At 30.4% G+C, this 19,158-nt stretch carries 17 protein-coding genes; 1 reads left to right on the forward strand and 16 read right to left on the reverse strand.

The window, feature by feature from the left end; all coding sequences use genetic code 11:
- Positions 1-2: 2 nt before the first annotated feature.
- From purD to BN3657_RS07425, 11 genes are all read right to left on the reverse strand, one after another.
- Positions 3-1,250, reverse strand: coding sequence for a phosphoribosylamine--glycine ligase (gene purD / locus BN3657_RS07375; protein WP_062552391.1), 1,248 nt, complete (start codon positions 1,248-1,250; stop codon positions 3-5).
- A gap of 8 nt (positions 1,251-1,258) precedes the next feature.
- Complete coding sequence (gene purH / locus BN3657_RS07380) at positions 1,259-2,770, reverse strand: bifunctional phosphoribosylaminoimidazolecarboxamide formyltransferase/IMP cyclohydrolase (RefSeq protein WP_062552392.1); 1,512 nt, start codon at positions 2,768-2,770, stop codon at positions 1,259-1,261.
- Position 2,771: 1 nt separating this feature from the next.
- The gene (gene purN, locus BN3657_RS07385; protein ID WP_062552393.1) at positions 2,772-3,374 is read right to left on the reverse strand and encodes a phosphoribosylglycinamide formyltransferase; all 603 of its coding nucleotides are present in this window, start codon (positions 3,372-3,374) and stop codon (positions 2,772-2,774) included.
- Complete coding sequence (gene purM, locus BN3657_RS07390; RefSeq protein ID WP_062552394.1) at positions 3,358-4,389, reverse strand: phosphoribosylformylglycinamidine cyclo-ligase; 1,032 nt, start codon at positions 4,387-4,389, stop codon at positions 3,358-3,360. The genes purN and purM overlap by 17 nt, the downstream gene beginning before the upstream one ends.
- Positions 4,390-4,400: 11 nt before the next feature.
- Entirely contained in the window at positions 4,401-4,877 is a 477-nt protein-coding gene (purE, locus tag BN3657_RS07395; protein WP_062552395.1) for a 5-(carboxyamino)imidazole ribonucleotide mutase, read from the reverse strand.
- A gap of 9 nt (positions 4,878-4,886) precedes the next feature.
- On the reverse strand, positions 4,887-5,567 hold the full coding sequence (locus BN3657_RS07400; protein WP_062552396.1) for a phosphoribosylaminoimidazolesuccinocarboxamide synthase: 681 nt from the start codon (positions 5,565-5,567) through the stop codon (positions 4,887-4,889).
- Between the two features lie 466 nt (positions 5,568-6,033).
- Positions 6,034-7,212 carry a CAMP factor family pore-forming toxin gene (locus tag BN3657_RS07405; protein ID WP_062552397.1) on the reverse strand — a complete coding sequence of 393 codons (1,179 nt, stop codon included), beginning with the start codon at positions 7,210-7,212 and terminating at the stop codon, positions 6,034-6,036.
- Between the two features lie 253 nt (positions 7,213-7,465).
- A complete protein-coding gene (ppk1, locus tag BN3657_RS07410; protein WP_062552398.1) occupies positions 7,466-9,616 on the reverse strand; it encodes a polyphosphate kinase 1 in 2,151 nt (716 codons plus the stop codon).
- Positions 9,594-10,511 (reverse strand): Ppx/GppA phosphatase family protein, encoded by a 918-nt coding sequence (locus BN3657_RS07415; RefSeq protein ID WP_062552399.1) that lies wholly within the window; start codon positions 10,509-10,511, stop codon positions 9,594-9,596. Before BN3657_RS07415 ends, ppk1 begins: the two co-directional genes overlap by 23 nt.
- 167 nt (positions 10,512-10,678) lie before the next feature.
- Entirely contained in the window at positions 10,679-11,458 is a 780-nt protein-coding gene (locus BN3657_RS07420) for an inositol monophosphatase family protein (protein ID WP_062552400.1), read from the reverse strand.
- A gap of 13 nt (positions 11,459-11,471) precedes the next feature.
- Positions 11,472-14,363: an insulinase family protein gene (locus tag BN3657_RS07425; RefSeq protein WP_062552401.1), complete on the reverse strand. Its 2,892-nt coding sequence runs from the start codon at positions 14,361-14,363 to the stop codon at positions 11,472-11,474.
- A 98-nt stretch (positions 14,364-14,461) separates the two neighbouring features.
- Between BN3657_RS07425 and BN3657_RS07430 the strand changes: the two genes are divergently transcribed.
- Complete coding sequence (locus BN3657_RS07430; RefSeq protein WP_062552402.1) at positions 14,462-15,979, forward strand: oleate hydratase; 1,518 nt, start codon at positions 14,462-14,464, stop codon at positions 15,977-15,979.
- Positions 15,980-16,089: 110 nt separating this feature from the next.
- Here BN3657_RS07430 and tsaD read toward each other — a convergent pair whose 3' ends face one another.
- The 5 genes from tsaD to BN3657_RS07455 are packed head-to-tail and all read right to left on the reverse strand — an operon-like array spanning position 16,090 to position 19,129.
- Positions 16,090-17,088, reverse strand: coding sequence for a tRNA (adenosine(37)-N6)-threonylcarbamoyltransferase complex transferase subunit TsaD (gene tsaD, locus BN3657_RS07435; RefSeq protein WP_019138447.1), 999 nt, complete (start codon positions 17,086-17,088; stop codon positions 16,090-16,092).
- A gap of 4 nt (positions 17,089-17,092) precedes the next feature.
- Positions 17,093-17,527: a ribosomal protein S18-alanine N-acetyltransferase gene (gene rimI, locus BN3657_RS07440; protein ID WP_019138448.1), complete on the reverse strand. Its 435-nt coding sequence runs from the start codon at positions 17,525-17,527 to the stop codon at positions 17,093-17,095.
- Positions 17,499-18,173, reverse strand: coding sequence for a tRNA (adenosine(37)-N6)-threonylcarbamoyltransferase complex dimerization subunit type 1 TsaB (tsaB, locus tag BN3657_RS07445; protein ID WP_062552403.1), 675 nt, complete (start codon positions 18,171-18,173; stop codon positions 17,499-17,501). Before tsaB ends, rimI begins: the two co-directional genes overlap by 29 nt.
- Positions 18,154-18,612 (reverse strand): tRNA (adenosine(37)-N6)-threonylcarbamoyltransferase complex ATPase subunit type 1 TsaE, encoded by a 459-nt coding sequence (tsaE, locus tag BN3657_RS07450; RefSeq protein WP_062552404.1) that lies wholly within the window; start codon positions 18,610-18,612, stop codon positions 18,154-18,156. Before tsaE ends, tsaB begins: the two co-directional genes overlap by 20 nt.
- Positions 18,596-19,129 carry a nitroreductase family protein gene (locus tag BN3657_RS07455; RefSeq protein WP_062552405.1) on the reverse strand — a complete coding sequence of 178 codons (534 nt, stop codon included), beginning with the start codon at positions 19,127-19,129 and terminating at the stop codon, positions 18,596-18,598. The genes tsaE and BN3657_RS07455 overlap by 17 nt, the downstream gene beginning before the upstream one ends.
- Positions 19,130-19,158: the final 29 nt, after the last annotated feature.

Here is a 19,158-nt window from a genome sequence, read left to right on the forward strand (position 1 = left end):
TTTTATTTTGTTCCTATATCTTTTCTAAAATATGCTTTATCAAATTTTATTTTTTCCACATTTTTATAGGCTTTTTCACGAGCATCTTCTAGATTTTTACCAAGAGAAGTGATTGACAAAACTCTTCCTCCATTTGTGTAAAATTTTCCATCAGATCTTTTTGTGCCATTGTGAAATACAATTGTGTCTTCGTCTACTTGGTCAAGACCTTCTATTTCTTTTCCCTTTTCATAGGACCCTGGATAACCACCTGAACACATAATTACAGTTAGGCAAGTTTCATCCTTCCATTTTATGTCCTCTTTTTCTAATTTACCCTCAATAGTTTTATTTAAGAGTTCAAATAAATCTACATCAAGTCTTGGCATTAGGACTTCTGTTTCAGGATCTCCAAAACGAACATTAAATTCTAAAACTTTTGGTTTATCCTCTTCAATCATAAATCCAACAAATAAAATTCCTGAATAGTTAAGTTTTTCTTTATTTAATCCATCTTCAATTTTTTTATAGATTTTTTCTAGATTTACTTCTAAGTCATGACTAGCTTTTACTGGAGAATAAGTTCCAACTCCGCCAGTATTTGGTCCCTTATCTCCATCGTAAATTTGCTTGTGATCTTTAGCTCTTTCTAGTGGAAATAATCTATTGTTTGAAACAAGACAAAGTACAGATGCTTCTTCTCCTGTCAAAAATTCTTCGATTACAACTGTATTTCCTTCGCCACCAAAAATTTTATCTTTAAAGATCTTTTCTAGGGCATCTATTGCTTCTTCCTCGTTTTGACAAATTATTACGCCCTTTCCTAGGCAAAGGCCATCTGCCTTTACAACAAGAGGATAAGAAAAATCTTTTAGGCAATTTTTTGCATCTTCATAATTTTCAAAACTTTGATACTTAGCAGTAGGAATAGAGTATTTTTCTAAGAATTTTTTTGTAAACTCTTTTGATTTTTCAAATCTTGCACAAGCTTTGTTTGGTCCAAAAACCTTGAGATTTTTTTCATTAAAAGCATCAACAATGCCCATGCAAAGAGGATCTTCTGGACCAACCACTGTCAAATCAATTTTATTTTCTTCTGCAAAAAGAAGTAATTTGTCAATATTTTTGGGATCAATATCTAAATTTTCACAAAAATCTTCTGTTCCACCATTTCCCCTTGCCATGTAAATTTTATCAACAGATTTACTTTCATTAAGCTTCCATGCAAGTGCGTGCTCTCTTCCACCATTTCCAATTACAAGTACTTTCATTTGGCCTCCTAGTGTCTAAAATGTCTTACATTAGTAAAGACAAGACAAATATTATTTTCATTTGCAAAATCAATTACTTCTTGATCTTTTACAGAACCACCTGGCTGAACTATTACATCAATGCCAGCCTTGTATAAAAGTTCTATTGTATCTCTAAAGAAAAATCCATCAGATGCGAGGACTGCTCCCTTAGCTTTTTCTCCAGCTCTTTCAATTGCTTCTTCAACAGCCCAAGATCTTTTTGTTTCACCTTGACCTAAAGCAAGAGTGCCACCATCTTTTGCAATAACTACAGAATTTGAGAAAGTTGGCTTGCAGCAAGTGAAGGCAAATTTTAATTCTTCAAGTTCCTTTTCTGTTGGCTTTCTATTTGATACAAAGGAAAGTTTATCTTCATCCCAGATTACATCATCAAAGTTTTGTATTATAATTCCATTTAAAACTTGTTTAAATCTAAATCCAGGATCATAAAGTTTTTCAAAATCAGGAATTTCTATTAGTCTAATATTTTTCTTCTTAGTTAAAATATCAAAAGCCTCTTTAGAAAAGCTTGGAGCTGCAACAATCTCCAAGAAAATTTTTGATAAGTGCTCAGCAGTTTTTACATCTACTTCTCTATTTAGAGCAATTATTCCTCCAAAAATAGATTCGTCATCACATTCATAAGCTTTTACAAAGGCATCTTCAAGAGTTTCTCCAGTTCCAATTCCACAAGGATTTGTGTGTTTAACAGCAACAGCAGCTGCTTTTTCAAAATTTATAACTGCATTTAGAGCAGAATACATATCATTTAAGTTGTTGTAGGAAATTTGTTTTCCATGAAGAACCTTATATTCTATTTTGTCTGGAGTATAAGAATCTTCATAAAAAGCTGCCCTTTGGTGAGGATTCTCGCCATATCTCAATTCTTCAGAAAGCTTGTAGGACTTATTAATATATCTTGGAAATCTTTCCCCTTCTCTTTTTGCAAAATAATTTGAAATTACTGCATCATAATGAGCTGTGTAACTGAAAGCTTTGTAGGCAAGATATTCCTTAAATTTTAAATCATCTTTATCTAAGTAATTAAGTACATTATCGTAATCAGCTGGATCTGTCACAATGTAGACGTCTTTATAATTTTTGGCAGCAGCCCTAATCATAGAAGGTCCACCAATATCGATATTTTCAATCATTGTATCATGATCTGCTTTTTCAAGTAATTTTTCTTCAAAGGGATATAAGTTATTTACAACCATATCAATTGGTATAATCTCTTCTTTCTCTAAAGTTTCCATGTGACTTTTTATATCATGTCTAGCAAGAATACCTGCGTGAATTTTTGGATTTAGGGTTTTCACTCTTCCATCTAAAATTTCTGGAAATCCAGTTACTTTGTCTACAGAAATTACTTCTATTCCTGCATCTAATAACTTTTTATAAGTTCCACCAGTAGAAATGATTTCCCAACCTCTATTTGCAAGCTCCTTGGCAAATTCAACAATTCCTTCTTTATCAAAAACTGAAATAAGTGCCCTCATACTAACCTCCAATCACAACTTTTCCATCAACAAGCTTTAATTTATCTTCACAAAAATATTTTACTGACTTAGGTAAAATCTCATGTTCGACTTTTAAAACTTTTTGCTGAAGCTCTTCTGGATTTTCTCCCTCAACTTCAACAATTTTTTGCATGATAATAGGACCCTCATCTGCCCCTTCATTTACAAAATGAGTAGTGGCACCAGTGTATTTAACACCTCTTTTAATGACGGCCTCATGAACTTTTAATCCATAATAACCCCTGCCACAAAAGGCAGGAATTAATGATGGATGTATATTTATTATTTTATTTTCATATATTTGGGTAATTTTTTCTGGCAAGATTTTTAAATATCCTGCTAGAATAATTAAATCAATTTTATTATCTTGAAGTTTACTTAAAAGTTTTTCATCATCTTTTATACAAAAAGCAGGAATGCCAGCTTTTTTTGCTCTGATAAGACCATAAGCATCTTCTCTATTAGAAATGACAATTTTTATTTTTCCGTTGATATAATTATTTTCAGTATTGTCTATAATGGCTTGAAGATTTGTGCCTCCACCTGAGATTAAAACTGCGATATTCTTAGATAGTGAGGTCAATTTTATCTTCTCCAGCAACAACTTTTCCAAGTTCGTAAAGTTTTAAATCACTATCTTTAAAAAAGTCAACCAGCTTGTCTTTATCTTTTTCAGATACCACAAGAGTGAGCCCAACTCCCATATTAAAAGTAGCATACATATCTTCGTCTTTAAGATCTGCCCACTTCTTTAAAAGTTTAAAAATTTCTGGAGTTTCTATAACAGATGCATCAATTTTTGCACAAAGTCCATCTGGTATCATTCTTGGGATGTTTTCGTAGAATCCTCCTCCAGTTATATGACTCATTCCCTTAATATCAATTAGTTTTAGTAGTTCAAGAATTTCTTTAACATATATTCTTGTTGGCTTTAAAAGTTCTTCCCCTAGAGTAGAATTTAATTCATCAATTTCTTCATTTAAATCTTTCTTACAATGATCAAATACAATTTTTCTTACAAGTGAATATCCATTGGAGTGAATTCCATTAGAAGATAGACCAAAAACTAAGTCTCCTTCTTTTATATTTGAACCATCGATAATCTTATCTCTATCAACAACTCCAACGCAAAAACCTGCTAAATCGTATTGATCTTCTTGATAAACTCCAGGCATTTCTGCTGTTTCTCCACCAATAAGTGAAGCAGAAGATTGAATACAACCTTGAGCAACTCCCTTTACAATTTCTTCCATTTTTTCTGGAACTAATTTACCTGTTGCAATGTAGTCCAAGAAGAAAAGAGGTTTTGCTCCTTGACATAAAATGTCATTTACACACATTGCCACACAATCAATTCCAATAGTATCGTGTTTATCAAGCATATGTGCAAGAATAACTTTAGTTCCCACTCCGTCAGTTCCACTTACAAGTACAGGATTTTTAATTTCATCTAAATCTAAATTAAAAAGACCTGAAAATCCACCAAGAGATGATAATACATCTTTGGATTGAGTTTTTTTAACAATACCTTTAATTAATTCAACTTCTCTTTGTCCGGCATCAACATCTACGCCTGCATTCTTATAATTAATTGCCATCTCCGCTCCTTTTATCCTTCGTAAATATATTCGGTGTTTGCAATTTTTTCTGACATATCAGACCTAAATTGTTTTAGCTTTTCCTTTAAATCATCATCGGAAATTGCTAGAATTTCTGCTGCTAGAATTGCAGCATTTTCTCCACCATTAATAGCAACTGTGGCAACTGGTACCCCACTTGGCATTTGAACAGTAGAAAGAAGTGCATCAAGTCCATCAAGAGTTGAACTCTTAACAGGAACTCCAATTACAGGTCTTGTAGTTAGAGCTGCGATTACACCACCAAGGTGAGCAGCTTTTCCTGCTATTGAGATAAATACTTGGCTTTCTTCTTGTGCACTTGTCACATATTCTTGTAATTCTTTTAAGGCTCTGTGAGCAGAAATTACTTTGGCTTCATATTCAATTCCAAATTCCATTAATTTTGCAACAATTTTATCTGCAATTTCTCTGTCAGAAATTGAACCCATTATAATTGATACTCTCATTTTTACTCCTTAAATATTTAAATATTTTGAAACATCAAGTGGTTTTACATATTCTCCATCTTTATAGGCTCTCATGTTTCCACCACTAACTTCGTCTATTAATACGATTTCGTCAGAACCTTCAAGTCTTCCATATTCAAATTTAATATCATAAAGGTCTAGACCATTTTCAGCTAAAATATCTTTAACAATATTTGCAATTTTTTTGTTCATTTCTACGATTGTATCGTATTCTTCAGCTTTTAAAATTCCTAGGGCAACAAGTCCTTCTTTAGTAATAAGTGGATCATCTCTATCATCATCTTTTAGAGTGATTTCAGTATATTCTGGAAGGTCAGCACCTTCTTCTACATAAAGACCATATCTTCTATAGAAAGATCCAACAGCCTTAAATCTTGTTATAACTTCAAGACCCTTGCCAAATACACTTGCTCTTTTTACTTCCATTAAATTATTATCAACATCAGCAGAAACATAGTGAGTGTTAATTCCAGCTTCATTGATCTTTTCAAAGAAGTATTTTGTAACCTTTAAGCACTCTTTTCCTGCACCTTCAATACTACCAGCTACTTGGTTTCCACCAGTATCAAAAACTCCGTCAGTTCCTGTCATGTCATCCTTAAATTTAAGGTAACATCTTCCGTCTTCTTCTAAAACATTCTTAGTTTTTCCTTGGTAAATAGTCTTCATAATTTCCTCCAGTAAATTAAATAAAGCCCAAAGAGGCAGATTTTTGTAAAACCTACCCCTCTGGGCTTTTTTCCCTAAGGTGTGATACTTTAATAAAAAAGTACCAGTACCGCTCGGTCCTTGGCAAAGCCCGGATCCCTAGGCACACTTTCACTCATGATATGAGCTCTCATACAATTAAATCTTATCAACTTAGATAAAAATTGTCAAGATTATCTAATCAAATTTTTTTATAAGAAATAAGTTAATTTTTTCAACTAATTTTTTCTAAAAAATTATAATAAAATTTTACTTGTAAAAATTTATAAGTTCACTTTTTAGTTTTAATAAAAACAAATTTATTAGAACTAAAAAAGACTCAAAGAATATATCCTGAGCCTTTTTTTGAAAAGAGATTTTATATTGCTATATATTAAAAAATACATACATTTAAAATTCTTTTTTTGTGAATTTTTAATTAATAATATTATTCTACAACTTCTACTAATCCTTCATCAAAATTTTCAACTTCATCATTTAAAGTTTCATTTTCTTCAACTTCAATATCTTCAATTTCAGTTTCTTCTTCCACAACTGGTGTTTCAGTTTCTTCTTCAACTGAAGCTTCTGTTTCTTCTTTAGCATTTAAAGCATCCTTACTGACATTTGTAGATTCTACAATTGCTTTGTCAGCTTCTAACACTTGATTAACTGTTGATCTATTATTTTTTAGAACCCTATTTGCCATTGCAATTTCTCTATTAAGTTCTTTAATAACAGAAGAATCAACATTTCCCTTTAATTTAAAGTCACGTAAATTTTTTGCAATTTGGATATCTTTTTCTAATTGAAGTTTTGTGCTGTTGTTAGCTGCCCTTTCACCTTCAGGTATAGCTGCATAAGCTTCTTCAATTTTAGCATTAAGTTCTTGAGTTGCTTCTTCTACTTCTTTAACTGTTGCTCTATTGTTTCTTCTTACATCATCAGCTTTTCTAATCACCATGTCTACTTCAGCAAGTTGAGTAGGATCTAATTTGTTGCGTAATTCTCTATTTCTAATATTTTTAGCATTGTTAATAGCTCTATTTAATTTATCTAAATTGTAGTGAGTTCTTACAGAATCTTCTGTTTGTTTTGGAACTTGTCTAGCTCTATCTAAGGCAGCAGTTAAATCTTCTGAAGCTTTATTTAGACCGTCAGCAGTTTCAAAAAGATCAGTTGCTTTTAATAAAGCACGTGTTACAGAAAATCCTACAATTACGTGTGCTTGTTGTTCACTATCAACCAATTCGGTAGCATCAGCAGTAATTGTTTCTGCAACATTAATCAGTAAATCAAGTCTTGGAATAATCTTCGTTCTAAGTTCCGCTATAGATCCAATTCCCTTGTCCATGATTTTGCTAATAAAGTCAAAAGCATTTTTTAATTCTTTTAACCAACCTAATTCTGATCCCGTTAAATCTCCAGCAATTTTTTCAAGACCTTCAATTAAGTCACCTAAGTAATCTAATTTAGCATTTGCTTCATCGGCAGCTCTTTCTTGCGCTAAATATTGAACAGGCGCAATAACATCTTCTGTTTCATTTGCTGCATAAACTACAGGCATTGCAGCATTAGTTAACATTGTAACTGCCAATATTCCTACTAATTTTTTCTTAGCTTTCATAAATAATTACCCCCTATTATTTAATCTATTTTGAAATAAACTTATGTTGGTAAATGATATATTAATTTATATGAATTATTTAATTTACATGGTGCTCTTATCATTTACTACGCTTTAAGTATACATCTCACGCTACTATTTGTAAAGTTAATTCATTTATTTTTACTTAATGTAAATACATTCCTTTAACAAACAAGATTTGTTTATCTAAAGAAATGTATTTTTATATCATAATATTATATTATACTTCTTCTTATCTGAAAAGTTTTTTTAGTTTATCCAAAAGAGAATATTTCTCTTCTATACTTCTCTCCTGCTTATGGTTTTTGTCTTGTATTTCTTTTTTATTATTCTCTACTTTATTTCTTGCACAAATAGTATTTTCTTCCGCTTCTTCTATAAAATAGTTTTGAGAGGATATTTTCTTTTCTTCTACTCCAATTTTTTCATATTGACCAGAACTATTCATAATCCTTGCACCAATATTGTCCTTCAGTTGAACTTCTAGGTAATCTAAAAGCCTATTTTTAATATCTTCATCTAAAATTGGAGTGGCTATTTCGACTCTTTTTTCTGTATTTCTAGTCATCAAATCAGCCGAAGAGATATACATGTCCTTTTCATCTTTTCCAAAAACATAGACTCTAGGATGCTCTAAAAATCTTCCAACTATAGACCTAATTCTAATATTTTCACTTTGATCTTTGATTTCAGGTAAAAGGCAAGAAATTCCTCTAATAATTAAATCTACCTTTACTCCCTTTTGTGAAGCTTCAATAAATTTTTCTATAAAATCTTTATCTGTGAGAGAATTAAATTTGCAAAGAATATAGCCCTTTTCTCCTTTTTTAATTTCTCTTTCCACAAGATGCATAAGTCCAGATTTTAATGTAGTTGGTGATTGTAAGAGATACTTATATTTTCCATCTAAGTTGCCAATGGACATATTCTTAAAAAAGTCAGTTGCATCTAAACCAATTTCAGAATTTGCTGTCATTAGAGAAAAGTCAGTATATTGTTTTGCTGTGGATTCATTGTAGTTTCCTGTCCCAATTTGAGTGATGTAATTTAAATTTCCTGTTTTTGAATCTTTATAAGTTATAAGACAGATTTTTGAGTGCATCTTATACTTATTGAAACCATAAATAATATTACAACCTTCTTCATAGAGAATATTTGCATATTTAATATTTGATTCTTCATCAAATCTAGCCTTTATCTCTACAAAAACTGTTACCTCTTTGCCATTTTGAGCAGCTTCAGTTAAGTATCTTACAACTTTAGAATTTTCTGCAAGTCTATAAATTGTAATTTTTATTGACCTGCACTCTGGATCATTGGCAGCTTCTTTTAACAAACTTATAAAGGTATCCATGCTTTCGTAAGGATAGGATAAAAGCCTGTCTTTTTTTCTTATATCATTAGTTACACTTGTAGTAAATTCAGCTGGATTATATTGCAACAATTCCTTATACAAGAGCTTGCTTTTTATTGCCTTTGGAATATCTCCAATTAAAGAAAAAACATATTTCATATTTAAGGGTGAATCACATGAAAAATATGATTTTTCAGTTAATTCCAATTTATCGAGCAAAAAGTTAAGTGATGCTTTTGAAAGTTTATATTCAGATTCAAGTCTTACAACATTTAATCTTTTCCTCTTTTTTAGAATACTCTTCATGTATTCAGTGTAATCATCAAATTCTTCCCAAGTATCCCTATCGTCTACAAAGTCTGTATTTCTAGTAACTTTTATAATATTTTTTGATAAAATTTCATAATCTTCAAAGATTTCTTCAATTTTATTTAAAATTATTTCTTCCATCAAAATATATTCAAGCTTTTCGCCTGGAAGAATTAAATATTTTGGATAAGTTTTTCTCACAGGAACAATTCCAAAAACTTTTTCTTTATTTTTTTGCAATTGAGCAAAGGCATAGAGTTTTGTATTTTCTAAAAAAGGAAAGGGATGATTAATATCGACAATTTGAGGAGAAACAAGTTGATCAATCCTTGTCAAATAAAAATCTTCTACAAACTCTTTTTGTTCCTTATCCAATTCATTATATTTTACTTTTTTAATACTCGACTTTTCTAAACTTTCACTTACTTTTTTGAAAATTTCGTCCTTTTCTCTATACATTTCTGGCAAACTTTTTAATATTGCATCAATTTGCTCCTGAGCATTCATACCAGTCTTGTTATCAATAACTTCTTTCCTTAAAAGAGATAAATCGTGCAAAGACCCAACTCTAACCATAAAAAATTCATCAAGGTTGGAAACAAAAATACTTATAAATTTTAATTTTTCAAGATCTGGAACATCTTCTTCAGTTGCCTCTAAAAGTACACGTTCATTAAATCTAAGCCAGGATATTTCCCTATTTTGAAAATGTGATTTCATTATTACCTTCCAATACTTTATAAATTAAATAACCTTCTCTAAGACCATTGCCAGAAACTTCAATTTCACTAATTTCAAGTTCTTCCATAAGAGTTTTTAATATAATAATACCTGGAATAAGAGTGTGAATTCTGGCAGGATTAGTACTAATAATGGACCTAATAGTATCTGTGTTTTTATCTTTTATCAAATCTAGTAACTTGTAAATATCTTTTAGGGTAAAGTGTTTTTCATCTTCTCCCCAAAGATCTGCAATTACCTTTCCAGTGGTTCTAATGGTGCCACCAATTCCTATTAATTTGTTAGCTTTTTTGGAAAAATGGGAAGAATTAATTTCACGAATAACTGATTTTTTTATTGCACGAATCTCACTTTTTTTCGGCAAAACCATGCTTACATTTTCTCTAAAAAGTAGTAGTGAACCTGTATTCAAATTAATAAATTCGCAAGGTCCATCTTCTTCAAAATAAACAACTTCTGTACTGGCACCACCAATATCAATGGAAACTCCAGAATCAACTTTTAATTCACTTCTAATACCAATATTTCCTAGAAAGGCTTCTTCCACCTGTTCTAATACATCAATATCAATATCTAAATCATTTTTTACCATCTCTAAAACTTCTTCAGTATTTTCTAAATTTCTTAGAGATGCTGTTGCAAAAGGTGAAAAAGTATCTACTTTGAGTTCTAGTACAATATTTTTTATACTTTGAAGTGTCTTAATAAGTTTTTTTATTCCTTTTCTAGATAGTTCACCATCGTGAACATAAGTAATAAGACCTGCAGTGTATTTCTTGTTCAAAACTTTTTTAAATTCACTGCTATTATCAAAAATATCAAAGACAATTAGTCTAATGGTATTTGAGCCTATATCAACTATTGCGTGTCTCATAAATCAAACTCACCCTTTCTAAAAAAAACTCTCTAAATAATCTTAAACTTCCTTTGTAAATTTCTTGTAAATTTTTAATTTATAATATGTAATATTTCTTAAAATTTCAAATTAATTCCAAAATTTTTAAAAAAGCAGGATATCTTCTTACATCCTGCCTTTAATATTTAATAAACAAATCTCTTTAATTTTTCAACCATATATTTATTTCCAGAGATTATTCCTCCCTGTCTTTGGCATGCAAGATCTTCTCCATGCATATTTATAACTAGACCACCTGCTTCTCTTACTATTAAAGATCCTGCAGCATAGTCCCAAAGATTTAGACCATCTTCAATAAAAGCATCATATCTGCCACAAGCTGAATAACACATTTCTAGTGCAGCAGAACCTATTCTTCTTATTCCATTTGTGTTTTCATAAACAAATCTAAGCATATCAAAAGTTTCATCAACTCTATTAAGTCTTCCACCACCAGTTCCAACTCCAATTAAGGAGTTGGCTAATTCTTTTTCTTTTGAAACACTTATTTCTTTACCATTTAATTTAGCACCTTCACCAAGAATTGCAGAGAAAAACTCATCTTTAAAAGGATCATACACTGCCCCTATAACAATTTTAGAATTTTCTAAAAGAGCGAGACTAATAACAGAATGATCAAAACCATGGACCAAATTAGTAGTTCCATCCACAGGATCAAGAACCCAAGTATACTCAGCTATATCCTCTTTTGATTTTTCTTTTTCCTCTGCCAAAAGATTCGATTCTTTGATTACTTCTAAAAGCTCTTTCTCTAAAAATTCTTGCACCTTAAAATCGACTTCTGTCACAAAGTCATTTTTCCCCTTCATTTCATAGTTGTTTTTTGGATCTAAATCAAAGAAAATTTTAGAAGCTTCTTCCATTAATTTTTCAACTTCTATTAAAATTTCTGTATAATTTATCATAAAATCCTCCAATTTATTTAATAGATTTTATTTCTTTAAATAAATCTTCTCCATCTCTAATAATACTTTCACTACCAAAGGCTGCAAGATAATTTTTCTTCATGGCTTCATCAAAGACTTTGCCATAGGAATTTAATTTTTCTAAGCTTGTTTCTAGAGCTTCTTTTTTTGATTTTTCAAGGTCTTCTCTTGTCAAGCCTGTAATAAATCTTGAAAGATTAATATCTCCAACTTGTTCTGGAGAAAGAAGTGGATCAAAGGCATTCATAGACCCGATAATGAAATTCTTTAAATCTTCATCAGAAAGCTTTAACTTTTCTACAAAAGTTCCAATACTGTCATAGACTTTCAAAGAATTTTTTAGATTAGGATCTCTATAAGAATAAGTTGCCATGTCACCATTTCTTCCAATAGTTATTCCTGCTCCATAAGCTCCACCCTTTGCTCTGATTTCATTGTGAAGGTAAGAGGAATTTAAAATATTAGCAAGAACCGTCAAGTCACCAGTGTATTTTATGCCCAAGTCTTCCAAATCATATCCCTTTGAGGCGTAGACAACATTTGAAGTCGTGTATAATCCTTGATTTTTATTATCTTTAGTAAAATTATATTCAGCTTGTTTTATATTTTTTATTTCTAAAGAATCAATATATTTCTTTAGTTCCTTTTTAATTTTATTTAAATCTTCAAGATTACCAGCGGCTGAAATAATTAAATTGTCTCTTACAAAAAGATTTTTGTAAATTCTTTCTGCAGATTTTTCAAAATCATCCCACTTTTCATCAAAATTTTCAACTAAATCTCTCATAAAATAATAATAGTCTAAACCACCAATGTGGGATTGAATATCTGCTACCCTTGAATAATATGATTTTAAAATAGAAATTATAAATTGGTGTCCATTTTGTAACATCGTAGATTCAACTCTAGACTTCAGTATATTTAGAAGTTCCTTAATTCTTTTTTTGGAATTAAGAATAGAATTATTCATAATTTCTTCAATAATTTCTAGGCCTCTTTCCAACTTATCTGAAGTTGCTTTCATCTTGATATTCATCCTAAGGACATACTTTTCCTTGTCCTTGGAGTCCACATAAAGGCTTGGATTAAATGAAATTCCTCCAGTTGCCTTATAAATTTCGTTATTTAATTCTTCATAGGAATAGTTCTTTGTATCAATAAGACCAATCAAAGACAATAATAGTGACATTAATTCAATATCATCTTTCTCTACAAAAGAAATATCATGAGAAAGTGTTGTGTAGACTATTCCATTTGTTTCTTGATTAGATTTTAAATAAATAACATCATCAATTTTATCTTTTTCAAGTTCATAGTCAGTTACACTTTCATCAATATCTGAAAGTTCTAGAGCAGGAATAGTTGCCTTATCCTCCAAAGAATCATCTGCACTTTGATATTCTTCAAGATCTTTTGATTTTTTTACTATTTCATCAATTTCTTTATCAGACATTTTTGCTTTTAAATCTTGAAGTTTTTCCTTTAATTCTTTTTCTTCTGTGTCATTTTTATTTAACTCAGGTCTTGCGGACAAGTTTACAGAGTAAGGATTGTCAATTAATTTTTCTTTAATATAATTTTCCACAAAATTATCATCGAAATTTTCTTTAACTATTTTTAAAACATCATTGTAATAAAGAGCGTCAAGAGGTGACTCATCATATAACCAAGAGTTAAGAGCCCTAATATAATAAATTATGGCTTTTTGAGTTCCTCCACCTTCTCTAAATATAAATTCAAATTTATTTAAAGTTGCTTCAAGTAAATCTCTATCAATGCCATTTTCAACTAAATCTTTTAAAGTATCTTGTAAAACTTTTAAAAATTCGTCTTTTTTATTGGCATCTGTATTTTTTAAAACTATGGATAAATCAAGAGGTAAAGATGATGAAGTTTCTGCATAAACATCTTCAGCAAGTCCTTCATCGAAAATTGCCTTTTTAAGTGGTCCTCCTTGGGCATCAATTAAAAGTTCTGCCAAGAAATCTCTCATAAATACATCCACCTTAGAATCTGCATATCCAATAGTCCATCCCTTAGAAAGATAGTCTATATCATCTTTCATTTCTTCTTTTGAGGCAGAAAAAGTAATATCAACATCCTTAGTTTCCTTTAGGTCTTCATTTAAAATAATTTTAGAATTTATATCTTTTTTATCAAAGTCAGACAAATAATTTTTATCTATAAAATCTAATGCTTCTTCCATATTTTGATTACCATAAAGATAAATGTAAGAGTTTGATGGATGATAGTACTTCTTATGATAATTTTTAAATTCTTCATAAGTTAAACTAGGAATTAACTTTGGATCTCCACCAGAATCAACACCATAGCTTGAATCTTCGTGAAGAGCAAATACCATGGCATCAGACACAATATTTTCAGAAGAAGAATAAACTCCCTTCATTTCATTGTAAACTACGCCATTGTATTTTAAATCATCATTTTTATCCTTTAATTCATAATGCCAGCCTTCTTGAAAAAATATTTTTTCTTCCTCATAAATACTTGGATAAAAAACAGCATCAAGATAAACATCCATTAAGTTGTAAAAGTCTTTTTCATTCCTACTTGATACTGGATAAATTGTCTTGTCAGGAAAAGTCATAGCATTTAAAAAAGTTTGTAGAGATGACTTAATAAGATCCATAAAAGGCTCTTTAGTCCTAAATTTTCTAGAACCTGAAAGAACACAGTGTTCCACAATATGACAAACTCCATTTCCGATTTCTGGTGGAGTTCTAAAACCTATACCAAAGGCCTTATTGTCATCATTGTTTTCAAGAGTTAAGACTCTTGCTCCTGTCTTTATATGAGTATAGACTTTGCAATTTGATGCAACCTCGTCTATATATTTTTCTTCGATTAATTCATAATTATTCACATTAATCCCTCCACTCATCATTATACTTGTTAAAAAACATTTTAACAAATTAGAATTAAGAGATCTTATTTTGGGTAAAAGCTTTATGAGGTGAGTTTATGTCAAAAAAAGATGACATCAAAAAATTAGCTCTTGCAGCTGCGACAATTTCTGCTGCAATATTTGCTGCAAAAAAAGTTTCAGATGATGAGGTAAAAGTCCTCATGCCAAATCGTGACGAAAACTCTCTTGCTTATCTCTTGGGAGATGGTTTTGGCAATTTGGCCCTTGCTTACGGGCTCATCAATCATGCAAACTTAGATTCAAAAAATATAAATATCTACACAAAACACTTTAATGAATTCACAAAAATTACTGAAGGCGAAAACAATTATATTAGCTTTGACAATAGATTTTCAGAATTTAATCTTAAAAACACTCTTGAGATTTTAAAAAATATAACAAGTGAAGAAGAATTTTTAGAAATTACAGAAAAAATTGCAAAAAAAGAAAATCCAAAAATTTTGGATTTGTCTCTAGCATCAACTTCAAAAATAAAGGACCTAGACGAGATGAGTAAGAAAAAACTCTACAAACTTCTTTTATCTCCCCTAGACTTTGACGACGGATCTAGCATAGAAAGATATTTTCTTTTTTCAGATTTTTTGACTTCTAATTTATATTATTACTTGGCAAATATTTACAATCTAAAATCCAAAAGTCCCGTCTTTGAACTAAAGGAAGCCCTCTTAGATTATATAGGGTCTCGTGATTATTTTAATCTTGATGCAGATAAGATTTATAAAAAACTTCGCGACTATCTTGCAAAAGAAGGTGTTAACTTTTTAGATGGCTATAAGTTTATAGAGTTTTCTTCTTCCAAGTCCTATGTGGATAAACTTGTCTTTGAAAAAGATGAGCAAATAGAAGAAGTTTACACTGATTTAAAAGATATAATTTCTATAGAATCGCCAACTTTTTTAGATAATCTATCCCTTGGAAACATTAAAGAACTTCCAAAAAATATTTTAAACAGCTATTATTCAAAGGAAAAAATTATTGGGCAAAATATTTACAGGGAAATCCAAGGAAAGACATCTGATTCATCAATTTTATATGTTAACTTCGAATTTAAGGATTCTATTTTTATAAATAATCTGAGAAAAGATTTAAGAGATTCTGACTTCTTTATTTTTAAAATAAAATCTGGTATTTCTGTTAAAATTTTGGACAAGAATATAATTTTAAAAATACTAAATCCAAGCAAAAATTCAATTTTTGTGGGAGATGTATTTAAAGCCTTAAATGGTGAAGACTTTTTTTTTGAACTAATTAAGTTATTTGGACTAGAAGATAAATATGCAGATTTAAGATTTAATCTTAAAAATGTTTCTATTTCAATTTTAGAAAATTACAAAAAAATTCCTGGAGAAGTTTACAAGAGAAATGTAAATCAAATATCTAATTTGTTTTTCCTTTCTTCAAAAATTTCTGACTTTGGAGAACTATATTCAGTAGAAAAATTAATTCAAGAAGGCTTAAAAAATGCCCACGATATTATGGGCATTGAACATCTAGAAGTTCATGAAAAAAGTATTTCAAAAATGGAAATTTTGAAATTTATAAATAGTTTATAATTTTATTACTAAAATTTAATCAAAAGAAAAAGAAGTGCATCTTGACACTTCTTTTTCTTTTGAATTTATAAAATTTATCCCATTTGATTTTTGTCTAAAAAAATATAAAACTATTCTAATCCCAAATTTGGATTTGCAAAATTTTCTTTTTCAACTTTGCCAGATATATATTCATAGTAAGCAGCCGATGCAATCATGGCTGCATTATCTGTGCAAAGTTTTAATTCTGGATAAAAAATCTTCACATTTTCTTCTTTTCCCTTTTCTTCAAAGGCCTCTCTTATCCTAGAATTTGCAGAAACTCCACCGCACAAGACAATTTTGTCCATATTTTTTTCTCTTGCCAATCTAAAAGATTTTTCAAGAAGTACATCAACGACAGCTTCTTGAAAAGATTTACAAACATCTTCTATAATTATCTCTTCTCCACGAAGTTTTGTTGAATTTAAATAATTTAAGACTGCAGTTTTGAGTCCAGAAAAAGAAAAATTATAGTTATCTTCTTTTATCATAACTCTAGGAAAATCTATTGTTTCTTTGCCTTCTCTTGCAAGTTTATCTACTATAGGACCACCTGGATAACCAATGCCCATGGATCTTGCAACTTTGTCAAAAGCTTCTCCCACTGCATCATCAACTGTCCTCCCATGAAGAGTAAAGTCAACATAATCTTTTACCTCAATTAAATATGTGTGTCCACCAGAAATAATTAAGCCTATAAAAGGCGGCTCTAAGTCTTTAAAAGAAATATAATTTGCACACACATGACCTACAATGTGATTTACTCCAACAAAGGGTTTATTTGTCGCAAGAGCAAGAGTCTTTCCAGCACTTAGTCCAACTAAAAGAGCTCCAATAAGACCAGGCCCCTTAGTAGCTGCAATAATATCTATATCTTTTAAAGAAACTCCCGCTTCATCAAGTCCTTCTTTTAAGACTGTATTTATGGCCTCAACGTGTTGTCTCGATGCAATCTCTGGAACTACTCCTCCAAATTTTTTATGAGTATCAATTTGTGATGCAATTACATTTGAAAAAACTTTTCTGCCATCTTCTACCACTGCAACAGAAGTTTCATCACAAGAAGATTCCACTGCCAATACTTTCATCTCATCACTCCCTCCACATTATATAAGCATCCCTATTTAAGCCGTAATAATTTTTTCTTTCTCCTACAATTTCAAAATCATGTTTTTTATAAAGATTAAAGGCTACCTCATTGGTTTTTTCAACTTCTAGGGTCATCTTAAAATTTTCTTTTTCAGCAATTTTTATAAGTCCCTCAAAGAGGTCATTTCCAATATTTTGCCCTCGAAATTTTTTTGCAACAGCAACATTTCCTATATGAATTTCATCATAAATTTTCATAAAAGAAATGTAGCCTGCCAAATCTTCATCCACATCAACAAGCAAAATATCTGAAAGTTCATCATTAACAATGGCATTTTCAATAGATTTCTTTGACCATGGATTTTCGAAACTTTCAACTTCTATTTCATGAATTTTTTCAATATCATTCTTATTTGCTAGTCTCGTTCTTTTTATCATATTGAGCCTCAGCTTGTGAAAGTTTTAAATAATTTGGTACAAGACTAAATATATCCATTGGTCCTTTATTTTTAAATTCAATTAAGCCCAATTTGGCAATATTTATTCCTCTCATGCCTTTATTTTTAGATAATTTTGCATTTTTTATTTCATCAACATATTTTTCTGCATCTAAACCAGCAATAGTTATTTCATCGTATTTATTTAATTCTTCCTTAAATTTCTCAAAAGGAAGCAAAGAATCTTCAAATAAAACTTCTGGATTTTCCTCATTATTTATAATTGACGCATAGACATTGCCTCGTCTTGCATCAATTATAGTTGCAACGTTTCCATAATCAGACATTCCATTTGCCACAAGAGAAGACACTCCAATTAAATCCTTGTCTAGAGAAAATGCCAATACCTTTGCTATTGTTATTCCAATTCTTAATCCTGTAAAAGACCCAGGTCCAATTCCAACAGCTATTAAATCTAAATCCTCTAGATTAAAATCAAACTTTTTAAAAATTTCTTCAATCATATCTGTAACCGATTCAGAATGAGAAACTAGGCCTCTTAAATTGTATTCTGCTAGAACTTCTTCATCTTCAATTAAGCCAACTGAAGTTGTCTTTGTGGAAGTATCAATTCCCAAAACTTTCATCTAATTTCTCCTTAATATCATCAAATCTATTTCCAAGGTAGTTTATATCCAGTATTCTCTTATCGTCCTTAGAACTTATATTAATTTCCATATATTCCTCTGGCAGAGCATCTCTAATTTTATCAGCCCATTCCACAATAGTCACTCCATCAGAATAAAAATATTCATCAAAGCCAAGATATTCTACATCAATTTTATCATCAAGTCTATAAGTATCTATGTGATATAAATTTATATCCCCATAATATTCATTGACAATTGTAAAAGTTGGACTTGTTACATAATCATCTATGCCAAGTCCCTTGGCAATGGACTTTGTAAGTGTGGTCTTTCCTGCTCCTAGATCTCCATTAAGACACAAGACATCACCTGGTCTTAAATTTTCTCCAAGAAAGATTCCAAATTTTTTAGTTTCTTCTAAATTATTTAAGTTTATCATGTAAATCCTCAAATACATTTTCAGAATAGTCAAAGGGAACTTTTTCTGATTTTTCTTCAGCTGGATGACCAAGGCCAATTATACATTCAACATCAAATTTATCTTCAAGATCAAAGAATTTGTGCAAAAATTCTTGAGCAGAGATTCCACTTTCGTGTTTGGAATCTGTCACATTCGCCCAAGTTGCCCCAAAATCTAAGTCAGCTGCTGCAAGTAAAATATATGTTGCAGCAATAGATGCATCTTGATGGTTTGTGTTTGGTGCAATCTCACTATCTGTTACTATGGCAATAGCCACATCAGCGCCAGCCAAGAACTTGGCACTATTTATTTTAAAATTAGAAAGATCTTCTAATCTTTTTTTATCTCTTATCACAATATATCTAACTGGGTTTCTGTTTTTTGCCGTTGGGGCATGAAGTGCAATAGTTAAAATTTCCTTTAAGTCTTCTTCAGAAACTTTTTCATCAGTAAATTTTCTTATACTTCTTCTCTTTTCAACTAAATCTAAAAGCATATTATCACCTCAAAATATTATAACACATA

This window comes from Peptoniphilus phoceensis (genome assembly GCF_001517665.2).
Classification (GTDB): Bacteria; Bacillota; Clostridia; order Tissierellales; family Peptoniphilaceae; genus Peptoniphilus_A; species Peptoniphilus_A timonensis.